The following is a 17,360-nucleotide window of genomic DNA, read 5'->3' on the forward strand; positions in this document are numbered from 1 at the left end:
TCGTCATGATTTTCTAAATTCCGCGTGGCAATATCGTCGCATCTTTGGGTTAAGGCCCCAATGTAACAAAAAAGGGCGCCCAAGGGACGCCCTTTTCTATTCGCTTGTCAAAGCACTTAGTCGCGCTCCACGCACAGGGCGACGCCCATGCCGCCGCCGATGCAGAGAGTGGCGAGACCTTTCTTCGCGTCGCGGCGTTTCATTTCGAAGAGCAGCGTGTTCAGAACGCGGCAGCCCGAAGCGCCGATCGGGTGACCGATGGCAATGGCGCCGCCGTTCACGTTCACGATCGACGGATCCCAGCCCATGTCCTTATTCACGGCGCAGGCCTGTGCGGCGAAGGCTTCGTTGGCCTCGACCAGATCCAGATCGTCAACGGACCAGCCCGCTTTTTCCAGTGCTTTGCGCGAAGCGTAGATTGGGCCTACGCCCATGATCGACGGGTCCAGACCGGCGGTTGCATAGGATGCGATACGGCCCAGTGGCTCGATTCCGCGCTTTTCAGCATTTTCGGCGGACATCAGCAGGGTCGCCGCCGCGCCGTCATTCAGGCCGGATGCGTTTGCGGCCGTGACCGAACCGTCCTTCGCGAAGGCCGGACGCAGCTTTGCCATCGCTTCCATGGTGGCGCCATGGCGGATGTATTCGTCAGCGTCCATCACGATGTCGCCCTTGCGGGTCTTGATGGTGAAGGGTGTGATTTCGTCGGCGAACTTGCCAGCCTTTTGCGCGGCTTCAGCCTTGTTCTGCGACGCGACGGCGAATTCGTCCTGCATGTCGCGGCTGATCTGCCATTTCTCGGCGACGTTTTCAGCGGTCTGGCCCATGTGATAGCCATTGAACGCATCCCACAGGCCATCGCGGATCATTGTGTCGATGTATTTCATGTCGCCCATCTTTTGACCGGCACGCAGAGCGGCGGCGTGGGGCGAAAGAGTCATGTTTTCCTGACCACCGGCAGCAACGATTTCGGCGTCGCCCAGTTGGATGTGCTGAGCACCCAGAGCCACGGCGCGCAGGCCCGAGCCGCAAACCTGATTGATACCCCAAGCTGCGCTTTCCTGCGGCAGACCAGCGTTGATATGTGCCTGACGGGCGGGGTTCTGACCCTGAGCTGCCGTCAGCACCTGTCCCAGAATGGTTTCGCTGACTTCGCCCTTTTCCACGCCTGCGCGTTCGACTACGGCCTCCAGTACGGCGGCTCCAAGATCATGCGCGGGTGTGTTTGCAAACGAGCCGCCAAAGCTGCCCACTCCGGTGCGCGCGGCGGATGCGATTACTACGTTGGTCATTTAGACAATCCTTTACCGTCAAGGTCCTGCGGGATATTCGACGGCGCGGATCGCACAGAGACAACTCTGTGGCAGTGAGAGCGCCTCATGTTCCCCGCTCCAACTCCACATGGCATAGCGCAACGCTGCAGTTGCAGCAACGGTCAGCTTGCCTCAGGTCGGGTGTGGACCGGCCAAATCACGCTAACTGGCTGTACGCTTGGGTTTTTCCGCCTTCCATGGGGCGGAAACGGTCGGGGGGCCAAACAGGAACCCCTGCAGGCAGTCGACGCCGTTGGCAATTAGGAATTCGGCATCCTTCTGTGTTTCGACTGATTCGGCGGTCACCAGAATCTCGAATTCTCGCGCCACGGCGATCAGGGCCCGTACCAACGCCTGATTGTCCCGATTTTCGCCGATTCCGTGGATGAACTGGCCGTCGATCTTGGCAGCATCAAAGAAAAACTCGCGAAAATTTCGAAAGCTGAAATTGCTGGCCCCAAAGTCGTCAAGCGCAAAGGCGATGCCGCGCGGCTGCAGCCGGTCCATGAAATCGATCACCAGCTCAGGCACCGTCATAGCCGAGCTTTCTGAGATCTCCAAAATCAGCCTTTCGCCGATATTGGGGTCTTTCTTCAGAAACCGTTCTAGTACACGTGACCATCGCGCGTAACCGATCGAGCGGGCAGACATGTTGATGGACAGGCGAATGTCGGGGTTTTTGGTCAGCGTCCGCAATCCCATTTCAAGCGCGACACAGTCCAGTTCGCGCCCGATTGGAGTGTTTTCCAGTTGTGGCATGAACTCGCGCGCGGGGATGACCCGACCGGTTTCATCCAGCACTCTGATGAACCCTTCATAGAAAGCGACGTCATGCTGCCTGTTCGCTTGCATCACAGGTTGAAAGGCCAGTTTGCACTGTTTGTGCTTCACCGCCTCGGTCGCCATTTCAATCGTCGAGGCATCGCGGGATTTGACAGCCGCGTTCAAGGGGCTGTCCCCACCTTCGGGCAAATCTGCCAGTACCTTCTTCCGCATGTGCAACCCGTTTCCCTTAACGCCGCCGGTCCGGTGACGATTTCAGAGGAAAGGTGTGAATCTGCGGTTAAGACAAACGCAATTGATTGAAGTCAGGCTTGGGTCAACGTGTCGTTTCCCAGATGCGTCCCAGCGCTGCAAAGCCACCGACCACCGCACCCATGAACCCCAAAAGCATCATACCAAAGCCCAACGCGACAATCCCCGTCGCGCCTCCAGCCAGCGCCGTCAACATAGCGAGCACCACTCCGGTAAGACCCATAACGGTGGAAAGGGTTGTCAGTCTGGTCATGTTGCCTCCGGTTACTCGCACTGCACACATCGATTGGATATGGGACGTGAGGGCCGGATTTCAAGAATCAGGTCGGATAGGTCGGCGGTATCAGGCCTGTTTTGCTTGCGTATTGGGCTGTTTGGTGTCGAATTGTTCGAATCCGGGCGTTCCACGATCTTCCGGGTGGCGGTCCAGATACTTGGCTTTAATCTGTTCGGAATTGTCCCGGCTGCCATCATGGCTGTAGCCGGGGGGGGCAAAGCAATAAGCCAGTCGCTGACGCATTGTCAGGCCCGGTTGTGTCGCGTCGCGCCAAATTCCAACCCATTCGTGAAAGGCCACACGCAGCGGGTTGAAGGTGCCGATATTGTGAACCAGCCCATAGTCGACGCGGTCGTCTTCCTGTTCCGGCACGAAGGTCCCGAACAGCTTGTCCCAGATGATGAAAACGCCGGCATAGTTGCAGTCCAGGTAGCGTGCATTGCGACCATGATGGGCGCGGTGGTGGCTGGGCGTGTTCATCACCGCCTCAAACCAGCGGGGCATTTTGCCAATCGCCTCGGTGTGAATCCAGAACTGATAGATCAGGTTCAGACCACCCACGAACAGCACCATCGCCGGATGGAAACCCAGTAGGATCAGAGGCGCGCGAACTACCATCATGAAGGTAAACGTATAGGTCCATGTCTGACGCAGGGCGGTGGTAAGGTTGTAGTGTTGCGAGCTGTGGTGGTTCACGTGGCTGGCCCAGACCCAGCGAATGCGGTGACCAAAGCGGTGCACCCAGTAATAGCGGAAATCATCCAGCACAAAGCACAGAAGGATAACAGGGATAGAGGTGCCCAGGTTCAGCGGCGTGATCTGCCACAGCCACATGAAGAATGCATAGGCGATAAACCCCAACAGAAAGCCGGATGCGATGTTGCCAGCTCCCATGATCAGCGATGTAACGGCGTCCCGCGTCTCATAGCGGCCGCCGCGTCCTTTGACGGCGATCCACAGAAACTCGGCCAGAATAGCAGCTATGAAAAAGGGGACGGCCCACTGCACGGCGTCCGGGAAAGTTACGTGGTCGGTCATGCGGGCTCCATCAGGTGCTGCCAGTGGCGGCGTTCGCGTTCGTCAAGGTGGATTATGGCTTTGGGCGTTCCGAAGTCGTGGAATTGAACCTGGAACCCTTGCGGGTGATCCAGCAGATCAAAGTCCAGCAGGTGCCGGGCAACGGTGTCTGCACCAAAAGACCACAGCAGACCATTTCCTGTTTCGGTTCGGATCAGGGCCGCGTGCCCGTCATGTGCAACGGTGACATCGATGATCGAATCATCCGGCGCATGACGCAGCCATTCTGACCACGCCAATTCGGGCGATAGCACGCGCAATCGGGATCTGCCTGTCAGGTGCAGCAACAGGGTTATCCCGGCGATGCCTCCGACCACCAGAACCAATAGAATTTCAAGCGGCATTCCGTCCTCCTGCGCGGCAGAGTGCAAAGCGGCAGGCAGGCTGTCAAAGGTGGCGTCGCGTCAGCTATGTTCCAGACTGTCCAGAACCTCATACTGGACAACTCGCTGGACAAACGGCACCAATCCGTCCGACCCCGAGGCGCGATCCTTTAGGTGGATACAGATATCGGGCCTGCGCGCCGCGATGATTCCCACCATCTCGCCGCGCATCCTGTCATCAAGACCGGCACCCATGATCGCGCAGGCGATGCGCGGCTCTTCGGCTAGCTGCCGTTTGACTTCTTCCTGATCATGCGCGCCAAGCCATTGGATCGGAAGGTGATCCAATTGACGCGCAACATCACCGATCACGTTGGGCAATTTTCCAATCAACAGAACTACCGGTTTCAACGTCGTCTCCCCTTCCTTCAGGTTGCAAACGAAAACCGGCCCATCTGGGCCGGTTTCAGCATAACACAAAACGTTCAGGAAGGCCTGATGCTTCAGCTGTTGCCCTCGACAAGGGTTGAAACGATGGCCTTGGCGCTGTCCGAATTCCACTCGGCATCTCCGATCAGGCGGGCAATCTCGTTGCCGTCGGGGTCGAGAATGACAGTGATTGGCAGGGCGATCACGCCCATTTTGCGTGCAACTGCCGATTGGGGGTCCTGATGACGTGGCAGGTTGTCGATGCCGTTTTCCTCGAAAAACTTCTTGATCCCGGCAGGCGAGTTGCGCCCGGTGGCCAGTGTCACGACCTCGAACTTGTCGCCGCCGAATTCTTCTTGCAGCTCGGCGATCTGGGGCATTTCCTTGCGGCACGGCGCACACCAGGTGGCCCAGAAGTTCAGCAGAACATACTTGCCCTTGTAATCCGCAAGCGTCGCGGTGCCGCCATCATCCTCAAGCTGAAATTCAACTGCTTCGACTGGTTTTGGCTCTTTGTGCAGGATCAGCCGTTTCAGGGAGTCCTCCCGGAGCGGTGCCAGAGTTTCGGCATCCGTGGCCAAAGCCGCGTTTGCACCCAACGCAAGGGCCATATAAAGGGGGATCAGACGAAATAGGCGCATATCAACTCCGGGTTTTCTTACATGACCGATCAATCTTCGAACCAGATGTGGGGCGGCCGCTTTGCCGCCGGTCCAGACGCGATCATGGAGGCGATCAACGCCTCGATCGGGTTCGATCAGCGGATGGCAGCCCAGGACATTGCAGGCTCGCGTGCCCATGCCGCCATGCTGGCTGCCACAGGTGTTATTACTGATAGTGATGCGCAGGCTATTCGGGAAGGGCTGCTCACCGTTTTGTCAGAAATCCAGAACGGAGAATTTCAGTTCTCGACCGCGCTGGAAGACATCCACATGAATGTCGAGGCGCGCCTGAAAGAGGTGATTGGCGAACCCGCAGGTCGTTTGCATACAGGCCGGTCGCGCAATGATCAGGTGGCGACCGATTTCAAACTTTGGGTCCGTGATCAGTTTGATGCGGCTGAATCCGGCCTGCTGGCCCTGATCCGCGCGCTTTTGGCGCAGGCTGAGGCTGGCGCTGATTGGGTCATGCCCGGCTTTACCCATCTGCAGGTGGCGCAGCCCGTCACATGGGGCCACCACATGATGGCCTATGTCGAGATGTTCGGCCGCGATCTGTCGCGTGTCCGCGACGCACGCGCCCGGATGAACGAATCCCCCTTGGGTGCTGCTGCGCTGGCTGGAACGTCCTTCCCCATCGATCGTCAGATGACGGCTGAGGCGCTGGGCTTTGACCGCCCCGCCGCCAACTCACTGGATGCGGTCAGCGACCGTGATTTCGCGCTGGAATTCCTGTCGACTGCCTCGATCTGCGCCGTCCACCTGTCGCGTTTTGCCGAAGAGCTGGTGATCTGGTCCTCGGCCCAGTTCCGGTTTGTGACGCTGTCGGATCGGTTCTCGACCGGGTCCTCGATCATGCCGCAGAAAAAGAACCCTGATGCGGCCGAGCTGATCCGGGCCAAGGTGGGCCGCATCTATGGCGCCAACACGGCACTGATGATGGTGATGAAAGGCCTGCCATTGGCCTATTCCAAGGACATGCAGGAAGACAAGGAACAAGTGTTTGACGCCGCCGATAACTGGATGCTGGCGCTGGCGGCGATGGAGGGCATGGTCAAGGACATGACCGCCAACCGCGACAGCCTGGCCGCCGCAGCTGGGTCCGGGTTTTCAACCGCCACCGATCTGGCCGACTGGCTGGTTCGGGTGCTGGGCCTCCCATTCCGCGATGCGCACCATGTGACCGGATCGCTGGTGGCGATGGCCGAAAGTAAGGGCTGTGATCTGCCGGACCTGTCGCTTGAGGACATGCAATCGGTTCATGCGGACATCACGGATGATGTCTTTTCTGTTCTTACGGTCGAAAACTCGGTAAACTCGCGCCAATCCTATGGTGGCACTGCACCGGATCAGGTGCGTGCCCAGGTCAAGCGGTGGAAGGCGCTGGTGTGATGCAGATACTACGTGCGGTCCTACTAATCGCGGCCGGGGTTGCCCTGGCAGGCTGCGGAGCGGATGGCGAACCCATCCAACCCACGATGAGCGCAAATATCGGTGTCGGCAGCAGCGGCACGTATGGCGGTGTCGGGGTCGGCCTGCGACGCGGTGGGCTGGGCGTTTTCCTAGGGTTGTAATCGTCGATGGCAATCTCGCACAACCATGCCTATTTGAACGGCATAGTGGCCGAGTGCCAAATTCAAAAAAGAAGTCAAGACAATGAAAATCATCGGCCTGATCCTCTCGCTTGTCGTGCTGGCAGCTTGCGACCCAACATATAAACCCCGCCCCGAGCCCGCAGAGACATCAACCGGGAACGGCATCAAAATCTCGGGCTATGGCCGGGTCGGTGTTTCCACATCGAACTGATCTTGCGCGGAATCCATTGATCCGCGTGGTCATTTTGGTCTAAGCGCGCAGTCATGGATCACTTTCTCTACCGCGACGGCGCGCTATACGCCGAGGATGTCCCGATTTCCGAAATCGCAGCTGCGGTCGGAACACCGTTCTATGTTTACTCCACCGCGACGCTATTGCGGCATTTCCAGCTGTTCGACGATGCGCTGGACGGTATGGATCATCTGGTCTGCTATGCGATGAAGGCGGCCAGCAATCAGGCGATCCTGAAGACGCTGGCACAGGCCGGTGCGGGGATGGACGTGGTTTCGGGCGGGGAATACCTGCGTGCCAAGGCGGCGGGCGTGCCGGGCGACAAGATCGTGTTCTCGGGCGTTGGCAAGACCGCGGATGAGATCCGCGCAGCGCTGAGCGGCGGTATCCGCCAGTTCAATGTGGAATCCGAGCCCGAGATGGAAGTGATCAATGCCATCGCGTTGGAACTGGGTTTGGTTGCACCGATCACCGTTCGGGTGAACCCGGATGTTGACGCAAAAACCCACGCCAAGATCGCGACTGGCAAGTCCGAGAACAAGTTTGGCATCCCGATCGCCCGCGCATCTGAGGTCTACGCCCACGCAGCCAGCCTTCCGGGGCTGGAGGTGATCGGTATCGACGTCCACATCGGCTCGCAACTCACCGAGTTGGAGCCGTTCGAGCTGGCCTACACCAAAGTCGCCGAACTTACCGAAAAGCTGCGGTCTGAAGGTCACAACATCCGACGCCTTGATCTGGGCGGGGGCTTGGGCATTCCATACACCCGCGCCAATGACGCACCACCGTTGCCGGTGGAGTATGGCGCGTTGATCAAGAAAACGCTGGGCCATCTGGGCTGCGAGATCGAGATCGAACCCGGCCGGCTGATTGCCGGAAATGCGGGTTTGATGGTCAGCAAGGTAATTTACGTGAAATCCGGCGAGGGCCGTGATTTTCTGATCCTCGACGGGGCGATGAACGACCTGATCCGCCCGGCGATGTACGAGGCGCATCACGATATTGTGGCCGTGCAAGAACCCGCCCCGGGTGTTGAACAGCAACCCTATGACATTGTCGGCCCGGTTTGCGAAAGCGGTGATACCTTTGCCAAGGAACGCAACATGCCACCCCTTTCACCGGGTGATCTGGTCGCGTTCCGCAGCGCCGGGGCCTATGGCGCGGTGATGTCCAGCGAATACAATACCCGCCCCCTGATCCCCGAGGTTCTGGTGCACGGGGATCAATTTGCAGTTATTCGTGAACGCCCAAGCTTTGACGAAATCATAAACCGCGATACCATACCTGAGTGGCTTTGACGCGATAGGCGCGTGGGCCCGATCAGGAGGCCCGCTTTGCGCGCAAAACACAACCTGCCGATCCCAAGACTATCCCTGTGGCTGACGCACGCAGGGATGCTGGCCGAGCAGTTCTTGCGGGCATTTTGGCCGTTTTTCTCGGTTTTGATGGCGATTCTGGCGGCTTTGATGCTGGGCTTGCAGGACGAGGTCCGCGTTGAAATCGTCTGGGGCGTGGGCGCGGTAGCACTGGTGGGATTGGCCGCGACGCTGTTTGTTGGCGCAAGGCGATTCCATTTCCCCACACGGGCCGAAGCGCTGATGCGGCTGGATGCGGCGCTGCCCGGTCGGCCGATTCAAGCTTTGATAGACGATCAAGCCATCGGCGCGATGGACGCGGATTCCGTTGCACTGTGGCACGCGCACCAGAATCGGATGGCGCGACGTGTTGCACAGGCAGAGCCTGTCAAACCTGATTTGCGGCTGGCAGATCGCGACCCCTATGCGCTGCGTTATTCGGCACTGCTTGCGCTGGTGATCGCAGCGATGTTCGGGTCGTTCTGGCGCATCGGCTCAGTGGCTGAGATGACGCCGGGCGCTGCCGTGGCAGGGCAAGGCCCCAGCTGGGAAGGCTGGGTTGAGCCGCCGCGTTACACCGGGCTACCGACGCTGTATCTGGCTGATCAATCCGATCCAACACTGTCTGTCCCGCAGGGCAGCCGGATCACTTTGCGCTTCTACGGGGAAATCGGCGCGCACAGTTTGACTGAAACCACCACGCCTTTGGGCACTGAGGCGGCCACCGAGCCGGAGCAGGATTTTGTCGTCGAACGCTCGGGCCAGTTCATAATCGACGGCCCATCGGGCCGCGACTGGGCGCTGAACGTCATTGCGGATACCCGCCCACAGGTGGCCGTGGCGGGTTCCGCCGAGTCCGAGGCCGGCGGTCAGATGAAACTGCCATTCGCTGCCAGCGATGATTATGGCGTGGTATCCGGCTCTGCTGTGATCGAATTGGATCTGGCCTCAGTCGACCGGCAGTATGGTCTGACGGCTGCGCCTGAGCCGCGCGAGGTCATAACGGTTGAACTGCCCATGCCGATCACCGGCGACCGGGCGGATTTCACCGAAGATCTTATCGAGGATTTTTCACAGCATCCATGGGCGCATTTGCCGGTAAAAATCACTTTGATGGCCCGAGACGCGGCGGATCAAGAGGGGCAATCCGAGTCTTATGCGACTGCGCTGCCCGCCCGTCGGTTCTTTGATCCGCTGGCGGCTGCCGTAATCGAACAGCGCCGCGATCTACTGTGGACGCGCGAAAACGCGACCCGGGTTTCGCAGATGCTGCGGGCGGTATCGCACCTGCCCGAAGAGCTTTTCCGGTCCGACACCGCCTATCTGCGCTTGCGCGTGATCCTGCGTCGGTTGGAGATGTTCAACGAGTACGGCCTGAAACCGGAACAGCAGGCAGAAATCGCCGAGGCGCTTTGGGAGCTAGGCGTTCTGATCGAAGACGGCACTCTTGCCGACGCGCTGGAGCGTATGCGCCGCGCGCAGGAGCGCCTGACAGAGGCGATGAAAAACGGTGCCACGGATGAAGAGATCGCCGAGTTGATGCAGGAACTGCGCGAGGCAACGCAGGACTACATGCGCCAATTGCAACGTCTGGCGCAGGAAAACGGCGAGTTCGACGAGAACCAGCAAGGTCAGGACGGCGAGTCCATGCAAATGACGCAGGACGACCTGCAACGCATGATGGACCGAATTCAGGAGCTGATGGAACAGGGCCGCATGGCCGAGGCGCAGCAAGCGCTGGAAGAGTTCCAGCAGATGATGGAGAATATGCGCGTTACCCAGGGCCAGGGTCAGGGACAACAGTCCGAAGGCCAGCAGGCGATGGAAGGATTGGCCGAAACTCTGCGCGAACAGCAGGGTCTGAGCGATCAAGCCTTCCGTGATCTGCAGGAACAGTTCAACCCCGGCGCGCAAGCCGGCGAAAGCCAGGGCAACGAAGGCCGCTCGGGTGGGCAGGGCCGGGGCCAGAGCCACGAAGGACAAGGCGGTCAGGGTCAGGGGACTGACGAACAGGGCAGCGGCAGCCAGCAAGGCCAGGGGTCACTTGCAGATCGCCAACAGGCCTTACGCGATGAGCTGAACCGCCAGCAACAAGGATTGCCCGGAACCGGAACCCCCGAAGGTGACGCCGCGCGCGATGCGCTGGACCGTGCCGGGCGCGCGATGGAGGGTGCCGAAGAAGCCCTGCGCGGCGATGATCTGGCCGAAGCAATCGACCAACAGTCCGAAGCGATGGAAGCCCTGCGCGAGGGCATGCGATCCCTGGGCGAAGCGCTGGCACAAAACCAGCAGAACCAGCCGGGCCAAGGTTCGCAGGAAGGCGACATGCAAGCCGACAACCGTGATCCGCTGGGCCGTAGCCCGGGGGCCAATGGCACAATCTCAACCGATGAAAACCTGCTGCAGGGTGAAGATGTCTATCGCCGCGCTCGCGAATTGCTGGACGAAATCCGTCGCCGGACTGGGGAATCGGATCGCCCCCAGATCGAACTTGAATACCTCAAACGCCTGTTAGAGAGGTTCTGATCTAAGTCAGTTCTGAGAGGTGCCAGACCCGGTCTGTGCCTCAAGCCACAAACGCGCCTGATCCACCAGAGAGACATAGCTGTTGAGAACCGGATCAGCCTGCGGCACCGCTTCGGAAATCTTCTGAGAATTGCTGTAGATCAGCAACAGGATCACGCCGATAATCAGAATCAGCAGGAACCCGCGCCGGAATCCGCCAGACTTGCGCGGTGGGGGCATGTCTTCGTCCGGCTTTGGCAGGGGGTCGTCGCTGCGTAGGCTGGAATTGATTGCCTCGACGTCCGGCAACGCGTCTTTCTGACCGAAATCCTTTGCGGTTTCTGTCGCGATCAGGTCCTTAGCGGCTTTTTCCACTTCGGGCGGCGCGTCGAGTGCCAAATCGGTCTGCGTCTCAAGGCTACCGCCTTCGTGGGCGCGCAGGTCTGCTTCGCGGGCCGCTTCTTCCTTGAGGATGTTGGCAACCGCCGGGTCGACATTGCCGGTCGAGGAAGCTGCGGCAGGTTCGGGCTCTGATTTGGGCTCTTCGACAGGTTTCGCGACAATCTCTGGCGTTTCCGCCTTTGCCGCGGGTTCGTCCGCGGGCGGTTCCGGCTTTACCGGTTCAGATGCAGTTTCGGGGTATTTGGCCTGAAACCAAGTCTTTTCGCAGTTGGAACACTGCACATCGCGGCCTTCCTCGGGAATGACCTCGTCTGGCACTTCGTACTGAGCACCACAATTCGGACAAGTAAGACGCATGCTGCCTCCCGGTCGGGGGCCCGACCTGATAATAGTTTTTTCAGGGATGTTATTCCGTTAAGACCTGACCGCAAAGGGTGTTTTCGGTTTCACACGGCAAGTGTCACCAATTCGACCCGGTGCAGGCATTGAAACCACAACCGCGCTCGGGCAAGAAGGGCGGCAACAATAATTGGGGGCCCTTGTGATCGAGCTGGAAAACGTCAGCTACACCTATGGTGATGGTGAGTTGCTAAGCGACGTGTCGCTTCAGTTGCAGCCGGGGTCGTTCCATTTTCTGACCGGTCCGTCGGGTGCGGGCAAGACGACCTTGCTCAAGCTATGTTATGGCGCGTTGCTGGCCACATCGGGACGGATGACCGCATTTGAGCAGGACATTGCACGCCTGGACCGAGATCAGATGGCGCTGCTGCGTCGCCGGATCGGGGTCGTGCATCAGGATTGCCGATTTCTGGACCATATGACCTTGGCTGAAAACGTCGCTTTACCATTGATGGTGTCCGGCAAAGGCGAGAATGCGCAGAAAGAAGACCTGCTGGAATTGCTGAACTGGGTCGGGCTGGGCACACGGCTTGATGCGCTTCCTCCGGAACTTTCCGGAGGCGAACGTCAGCGCGCGGCGTTGGCGCGGGCGGTTATCTTGTCGCCGGACGTTGTGCTGGCCGATGAGCCGACCGGCAATGTGGATTGGGAAATGTCCCAGCGATTGCTGCGCCTGCTGGTCGAGTTGAACAAGATGGGCAAGACCGTGCTGATCGCGACCCATGACCTGAGCCTGATCCGCGCGGCCAAAAGCCAGGTTCAGGCCCGTGTCCTTCGGATATCGCAGCGCCAGATTCAATTGGCGGGGGCGGATCTATGAACAAGGGCACCATCCGCAGCATGCTGGTGCGCGACAAACGAGCAGATCGGGTTGTTCCACCATCCGGCTACACGGCGCAGCTGACACTGTTCGTTTCTGGCGCGATGGCCTTTCTGGCCGTTTTCGCGCTTGCCTTGTCGCTGGCATCAGGCCGGCTGGCCGACCGTTGGGCATCGGAACTAGCAGGGGCTGCCACTTTGCGTATAAACGCGCCCGCCGAACAGCTTTCCGCCCAGACCGAGGCCGCGCTGACCGTGCTGGCCCAAACCCCAGGCGTTGCGTCGGCACGCGCCCTGACCGCAGAGGAACAGGTCGCGCTTTTGTCCCCGTGGTTCGGTCCTGATTTGCCGCTGGATACGCTGCCTATTCCGCAACTGATAGAAATCATCGAGGGCGAACCGGGTCTAGATACCGCTGGCTTGCGCTTGCGACTTGGCGCCGAAGTGCCCGGCGCCGTGCTGGACGACCATTCACGCTGGCGCGAGCCGCTGGTCGAGGCGGCAAACTCGCTGCGGCGATTGGGCTGGGTGTCTATCCTGCTGATTGGCGGCGCAACGGCGGCGATGATCACGCTGGCGGCCAATGCCTCACTGGCGGCCAATGCCCAAATCATCGAAGTCCTGCGCCTTGTCGGTGCCCGTGATCGTTTTATCGCCAGCGCATTTGTACGGCGGTTCACATATCGCGCTTTCTTCGGTGCCCTCGTTGGCGTGCTGTTCGGCATGACCGGTGTTCTGCTGTTGCCCGAAGCCTCAGTTGAAGGCGGGTTTCTGACCGGATTGGGTTTTCAGGGGGTTGGCTGGCTGTTGCCTGCGCTGATACCTCTGCTGGGGGCTGCGGTGGCGTTCTTGGCCACCTGGACAGCGGCCGTGCGCAAATTGAAGGAGCTTTCGTGATGGCTACAGCGATCCAATGGGTGCGCTCTTTGATCTTCATGATCGTGATTTATGCGTGGATGCTGATCCTTGGTATCGTTTTCGCGCCCTACGCGCTGTTTACCAAACGCGGGGCATTGCAAGCCTGTAAAACCTACGCGCGATCGACGATCTGGTTGGCCAGCTGGATGGTTGGCATCCGTTGTGAGGTTCGCGGAAACGTTCCCGTGGACGAGGTCGTGATCGGAGCCAAACACCAGTCCTTTCTCGACATCATCATGATTTTCAGCGCCATTCCGCACGGCAAGTTCATTATGAAAAGGGAACTGCTGTATACCCCGGTTATCGGTCTCTATGCCCGCCGCCTTGGGTGTATACCGGTTGATCGCGGCAGAAAGGGTGCTGCCGTCGCCAAGATGGTCAAAGACGTGGCTAAAGAGTTCTCTGAGCCCGGGCAGCTTGTGATTTACCCGCAGGGCACGCGCGTCGCACCGGGGGCGAAGAAACCCTACAAGGTCGGGACAGCGGTTCTGTATGAAGGACTGGGCTTTCCTTGTGTGCCGGTTGCGACGAATGCCGGTGTCTTCTGGCCGCGTACCGGGGTTATGCGCAAACCTGGTCTTGCAATCGTCGACTTTCTTGACCCGATCGAACCGGGTGTGGGGCGGGATCAATTTCTTGAACGTCTGGAAGACGTGATCGAAACACGATCCAATGCATTGATGCGAGAAGTGGGGTTTGAACCGGATGGAGCTCATTAAGAACATCGAAACGCTTGAGGCGCTCTACGGCACACCGGGCGCGCCTTCACTGCGCAAAGTGGCCAGACAGCTCACTCCGCTTTATCGCAAATGGATCATGGCGTCGCGCCTGTGCATCCTCAGCACCGTCGGGCCCGAGGGTGTCGATGGCAGCCCGCGAGGTGACGACGGCCCGGTTGTACTGGAACTTGATCCGCACACACTGGCGATGCCTGACTGGCGCGGAAATAACCGGCTGGACAGTCTGCGCAATATCGTGCGCGACCCGCGAGTGTCGTTGATGTTCATGGTGCCGGGGTCCAACAGTGTCGTACGATTGAATGGCACGGCGCATGTGACGGCTGATGAAAATTTGCGCGCGCAGTTCGAAAAGCAGGGCAAAAAACCAGCAACAGTAATCGTTATAGAAATCACTGAGATTTACACCCAATGCGCCCGCGCTTTGATGCGCGCCCGTACTTGGGTCAGTGGCGACGAGACCGCGCATGTGCCGACCGTCGGTGAAATCCTCGCCGAGGCGTCGGACGGCGAGGAAGGCGGCACGCAATATGATCAGGAATGGGGTGTGCGCGCCGCGAAGACGATGTGGTAGGCGCGGGATCAGGCTGCCGCGGCACCGATCCGGGCTACCTTTGATATCCAACGATCCACGCTGCCGGGTTTGGGATAGCTGGCGCCCGAAAAGTAAGTGAACCGGGTCGGTTTGAAGCCGACAAATCCCAGAATCTGATCGCGGATCTGGCGGATCAGGGCTTGCCTGTAGATCAAACGCATGAACCAGCCCGGCGTGTCCGAGGTCAGGATGACCCGCGCTGTGCGCCCTGTCAGCATAGGTGCTGGAAAGCCGATCCTTGTTGTATTTCGCGTGTCGAAGGTGCGTCCGGGGATGAATGCCCGGTCAATCAAACCTTTCAGCTTGGCCGGCAAGCCGCCCCACCACATCGGTGCTGTCAGGACAAGGTGTTCGCTCCATTCAAAATCCTGCAGCACTTGTTCCAATGCGGGTTCCAACGGTTTGAAGTCCTCATAGTTTCCCTGACCGAAGTCATGGTCAAACTGCAAGTCGCTCAGGTGAATCATGCGAACGTCGTGCCCCTGTCGTTTGGCCGCGTCGGCATAGGTTTCTGCAAATGTCCGGGACAGGCTGCTTTCGCCTGGGTGTCCATCGAGGATCAGGATTTTCTTAGGTTGCATCGCGAATCTCCAAAAATGACCGTGGTCAGTTTATAAGTGAAAAAAATGACCACGGTCAATTACAAAATTTGACCACGGTCAAAAAACATGCGAACAGGGCATATGCAAAAGACAGTTCAAAAGAGAACCCTTAAAACGCGCGCCCGATTAATTGAGGCGGCAGAGGACGTTATCGAAAGAAACGGCTATCAGGCTTTGCGAGTGGAAGACGTGGTTCAGGCAGCCGGGGTCGCAAAGGGAACCTTTTTTGCGCATTTCCGGGACAAAGACGCGCTGATGGAAATGCTGATTGGTGAGAGGCTGGTTGCCTGTTTCGATCAGGTCGAACAGGGCCCCGCCCCACGCACGGCCCCCGAAATCGCCGATGCCCTGCAACCGATCCACGCCTTCATGACGTCCGAGCGTTATGTGTTCGATCTGATCATCCGGTACTCAGGCGCTACGGCAATCACCGAGATCGGGCCCATAGCGCGCTGCTTCGAACGCTATGTCCGACTGGTCGCTGGTTGGTTGGAAACCGCGAAGGTGCGCAAGGACATTTCCCCCGACCTGCTGGCCGAGGGGGTTCAGGCTTTTGCTATTCAGTCAATGTCACTGAAATTCTGCGCTCTGCATGAAGCAGAGAGTTTTTTAGACAGGTTGGAAATCTATCTGGACGCGTGGTTAACCCCGGCAACCTGACGGCGGCCGGGGTTTCATATTAACTGTGAATCGGTCCGTCGCCACAGGCCAACGCAGCCTCACGCACGGCTTCCGAATAAGTTGGGTGGGCGTGGCAGGTCAGGGCCAGATCCTCGGCCGAGGCGCCGAACTCCATCGCCACACAGACTTCATGAATCAGATCGCCGGCCCCGGGGCCGATGATGTGGCAGCCCAGAATGCGGTCGGTTTCCTTGTCGGCTAGGATTTTGACAAACCCATCGGTCATTAAGTTCGCCTTGGCGCGGCCGTTGCCCATGAACATGAACTTGCCAACCTTATAGGCGCGACCCTGTTCTTTCAGCGTCTCTTCGGTTTCGCCAACATTGGCGACCTCGGGCCATGTGTATATCACACCCGGGATGACGCCGTAGTTCACGTGCCCATGCTTGCCCGCGACCTGCTCGGCTGCGGCCATACCTTCATCTTCGGCCTTGTGCGCCAGCATGGGGCCTTCTGTTACGTCACCGATAGCGTAAATGCCCGGTACGTTGGTTTGCCAATCGGCCCCCACCTTGATCTGACCACGCGGTGTCATTTCAACACCCAACGCTTCCAGGCCCAAACCATCCGAGAATGGTTTGCGTCCGGTGGCGACCAGAACTGTGTCCGCCTCGATCACATGTTCGCTGTCATCCTTGCGCAGTTTGTAGGTCACCTTTGCCTTGGTCTTGGTGGCTTCGGTCTTTTGAACCGCCGCACCCATGACAAATTTCAGGCCTTGTTTCTTGAGGATGCGCTGGAAGGTCTTCTGAACTTCGGGGTCCATGCCAGGGGTGATCGCGTCGAGGAATTCGACCACAGTCACCTCCGCGCCTAGACGCTGATAGACCGAGCCCAGTTCCAGCCCAATCACTCCCGCGCCGATCACCACCAACTTCTTTGGCACCTTGTTCAGCGACAGCGCGCCGGTCGAAGTCACCACAACCTTTTCGTCAACGTCGACACCGGGCAGTGAGGACGGTTCGGACCCAGATGCGATAATTACGTTCTTGGCGGTGTGAACCTCGTCGCCCACTTTGACCTGACCCGCGGCAGGGATCGAGCCCCAGCCTTTCAACCAGTCGATCTTGTTTTTCTTGAACAGGAACTCGATACCCTTGGTATTGCCGTCGATCGTTTCCTGCTTGTAGCCCTGCATCTGTTTCCAATCGACCGAGGGGCTTTTGCCCTTCAGGCCCATCTTGGCAAAGTTATGCTCTGCTTCATGAAGCTGATGGCTGGCATGCAGCAGCGCCTTCGAGGGGATACAGCCCACGTTCAGGCACGTGCCGCCCAGAGTTTCACGCCCTTCGACGCAGGCAGTCTTCAGACCCAGCTGAGCGCAGCGGATGGCGCAAACATAGCCGCCGGGGCCTGATCCGATTACGATAACGTCATAATTTGCCATGTGTCAGGTCCTTATCGTTT

Annotated in this window: 20 protein-coding genes; 10 read left to right on the top strand and 10 right to left on the bottom strand. The window is 58.9% G+C overall.

Annotation, left to right across the window (positions count from 1 at the left end; translation table 11 throughout):
- Positions 1–116: 116 nt before the first annotated feature.
- The 7 genes from AC2FJE_RS14415 to AC2FJE_RS14445 form a co-directional block, all read right to left on the bottom strand.
- The gene (locus AC2FJE_RS14415) at positions 117–1,292 is read right to left on the bottom strand and encodes an acetyl-CoA C-acetyltransferase (RefSeq protein WP_109312924.1); all 1,176 of its coding nucleotides are present in this window, start codon (positions 1,290–1,292) and stop codon (positions 117–119) included.
- A gap of 183 nt (positions 1,293–1,475) precedes the next feature.
- Positions 1,476–2,309 carry an EAL domain-containing protein gene (locus tag AC2FJE_RS14420; RefSeq protein WP_496761081.1) on the bottom strand — a complete coding sequence of 278 codons (834 nt, stop codon included), beginning with the start codon at positions 2,307–2,309 and terminating at the stop codon, positions 1,476–1,478.
- A gap of 103 nt (positions 2,310–2,412) precedes the next feature.
- Positions 2,413–2,601 carry a hypothetical protein gene (locus AC2FJE_RS14425; RefSeq protein ID WP_282120095.1) on the bottom strand — a complete coding sequence of 63 codons (189 nt, stop codon included), beginning with the start codon at positions 2,599–2,601 and terminating at the stop codon, positions 2,413–2,415.
- Between the two features lie 90 nt (positions 2,602–2,691).
- Positions 2,692–3,663, bottom strand: coding sequence for a sterol desaturase family protein (locus AC2FJE_RS14430; protein WP_496761082.1), 972 nt, complete (start codon positions 3,661–3,663; stop codon positions 2,692–2,694).
- Positions 3,660–4,046: a hypothetical protein gene (locus AC2FJE_RS14435; protein ID WP_496756477.1), complete on the bottom strand. Its 387-nt coding sequence runs from the start codon at positions 4,044–4,046 to the stop codon at positions 3,660–3,662. The genes AC2FJE_RS14430 and AC2FJE_RS14435 overlap by 4 nt, the downstream gene beginning before the upstream one ends.
- 60 nt (positions 4,047–4,106) lie before the next feature.
- Positions 4,107–4,436, bottom strand: coding sequence for a hypothetical protein (locus AC2FJE_RS14440; protein WP_496756475.1), 330 nt, complete (start codon positions 4,434–4,436; stop codon positions 4,107–4,109).
- Positions 4,437–4,528: 92 nt separating this feature from the next.
- The gene (locus AC2FJE_RS14445) at positions 4,529–5,095 is read right to left on the bottom strand and encodes a TlpA disulfide reductase family protein (protein WP_058273552.1); all 567 of its coding nucleotides are present in this window, start codon (positions 5,093–5,095) and stop codon (positions 4,529–4,531) included.
- Positions 5,096–5,116: 21 nt separating this feature from the next.
- On the opposite strand from AC2FJE_RS14445, the gene argH reads away from it, so the two are divergent.
- The 5 genes from argH to AC2FJE_RS14470 all read left to right on the top strand — a co-directional run bounded on the left by argH (position 5,117) and on the right by AC2FJE_RS14470 (position 10,821).
- Positions 5,117–6,505 (top strand): argininosuccinate lyase, encoded by a 1,389-nt coding sequence (gene argH / locus AC2FJE_RS14450; protein ID WP_472722834.1) that lies wholly within the window; start codon positions 5,117–5,119, stop codon positions 6,503–6,505.
- Positions 6,505–6,687 (top strand): argininosuccinate lyase, encoded by a 183-nt coding sequence (locus AC2FJE_RS14455; protein ID WP_496756472.1) that lies wholly within the window; start codon positions 6,505–6,507, stop codon positions 6,685–6,687. Before argH ends, AC2FJE_RS14455 begins: the two co-directional genes overlap by 1 nt.
- An 82-nt stretch (positions 6,688–6,769) precedes the next feature.
- Positions 6,770–6,919 (top strand): hypothetical protein, encoded by a 150-nt coding sequence (locus AC2FJE_RS14460; RefSeq protein WP_186437433.1) that lies wholly within the window; start codon positions 6,770–6,772, stop codon positions 6,917–6,919.
- Between the two features lie 53 nt (positions 6,920–6,972).
- Entirely contained in the window at positions 6,973–8,238 is a 1,266-nt protein-coding gene (gene lysA, locus AC2FJE_RS14465) for a diaminopimelate decarboxylase (RefSeq protein WP_109312916.1), read from the top strand.
- 36 nt (positions 8,239–8,274) lie between these two features.
- Positions 8,275–10,821 (top strand): TIGR02302 family protein, encoded by a 2,547-nt coding sequence (locus AC2FJE_RS14470; protein WP_496761083.1) that lies wholly within the window; start codon positions 8,275–8,277, stop codon positions 10,819–10,821.
- Between the two features lie 6 nt (positions 10,822–10,827).
- Here the strand turns inward: AC2FJE_RS14470 and AC2FJE_RS14475 are convergent, their stop codons facing one another.
- A complete protein-coding gene (locus AC2FJE_RS14475) occupies positions 10,828–11,559 on the bottom strand; it encodes a zinc-ribbon domain-containing protein (protein WP_496756458.1) in 732 nt (243 codons plus the stop codon).
- A 184-nt stretch (positions 11,560–11,743) separates the two neighbouring features.
- Here AC2FJE_RS14475 and AC2FJE_RS14480 point away from each other — a divergent pair, with 184 nt between their 5' ends.
- Genes AC2FJE_RS14480 through AC2FJE_RS14495 form a run of 4 tightly spaced genes read left to right on the top strand, consistent with a single transcriptional unit; the run spans position 11,744 to position 14,649 of the window.
- Complete coding sequence (locus AC2FJE_RS14480; protein WP_058273548.1) at positions 11,744–12,421, top strand: cell division ATP-binding protein FtsE; 678 nt, start codon at positions 11,744–11,746, stop codon at positions 12,419–12,421.
- Positions 12,418–13,317 (top strand): cell division protein FtsX, encoded by a 900-nt coding sequence (locus tag AC2FJE_RS14485; RefSeq protein ID WP_282120101.1) that lies wholly within the window; start codon positions 12,418–12,420, stop codon positions 13,315–13,317. The genes AC2FJE_RS14480 and AC2FJE_RS14485 overlap by 4 nt, the downstream gene beginning before the upstream one ends.
- Positions 13,317–14,057 (top strand): lysophospholipid acyltransferase family protein, encoded by a 741-nt coding sequence (locus AC2FJE_RS14490; protein ID WP_282120102.1) that lies wholly within the window; start codon positions 13,317–13,319, stop codon positions 14,055–14,057. Before AC2FJE_RS14485 ends, AC2FJE_RS14490 begins: the two co-directional genes overlap by 1 nt.
- Entirely contained in the window at positions 14,044–14,649 is a 606-nt protein-coding gene (locus tag AC2FJE_RS14495; RefSeq protein ID WP_282169813.1) for a pyridoxamine 5'-phosphate oxidase family protein, read from the top strand. The genes AC2FJE_RS14490 and AC2FJE_RS14495 overlap by 14 nt, the downstream gene beginning before the upstream one ends.
- A gap of 8 nt (positions 14,650–14,657) precedes the next feature.
- Here the strand turns inward: AC2FJE_RS14495 and AC2FJE_RS14500 are convergent, their stop codons facing one another.
- Positions 14,658–15,251, bottom strand: a complete 594-nt coding sequence (locus AC2FJE_RS14500) for an NAD(P)H-dependent oxidoreductase (protein ID WP_282169812.1) — start codon at positions 15,249–15,251, stop codon at positions 14,658–14,660.
- A 102-nt stretch (positions 15,252–15,353) separates the two neighbouring features.
- Between AC2FJE_RS14500 and AC2FJE_RS14505 the strand changes: the two genes are divergently transcribed.
- Positions 15,354–15,932 (top strand): TetR/AcrR family transcriptional regulator, encoded by a 579-nt coding sequence (locus AC2FJE_RS14505; protein WP_282169811.1) that lies wholly within the window; start codon positions 15,354–15,356, stop codon positions 15,930–15,932.
- Positions 15,933–15,951: 19 nt separating this feature from the next.
- Here AC2FJE_RS14505 and lpdA read toward each other — a convergent pair whose 3' ends face one another.
- Complete coding sequence (gene lpdA / locus AC2FJE_RS14510; protein WP_496756454.1) at positions 15,952–17,340, bottom strand: dihydrolipoyl dehydrogenase; 1,389 nt, start codon at positions 17,338–17,340, stop codon at positions 15,952–15,954.
- Positions 17,341–17,360: the final 20 nt, after the last annotated feature.

Source organism: Ruegeria sp. CDSC002, from assembly GCF_059610905.1.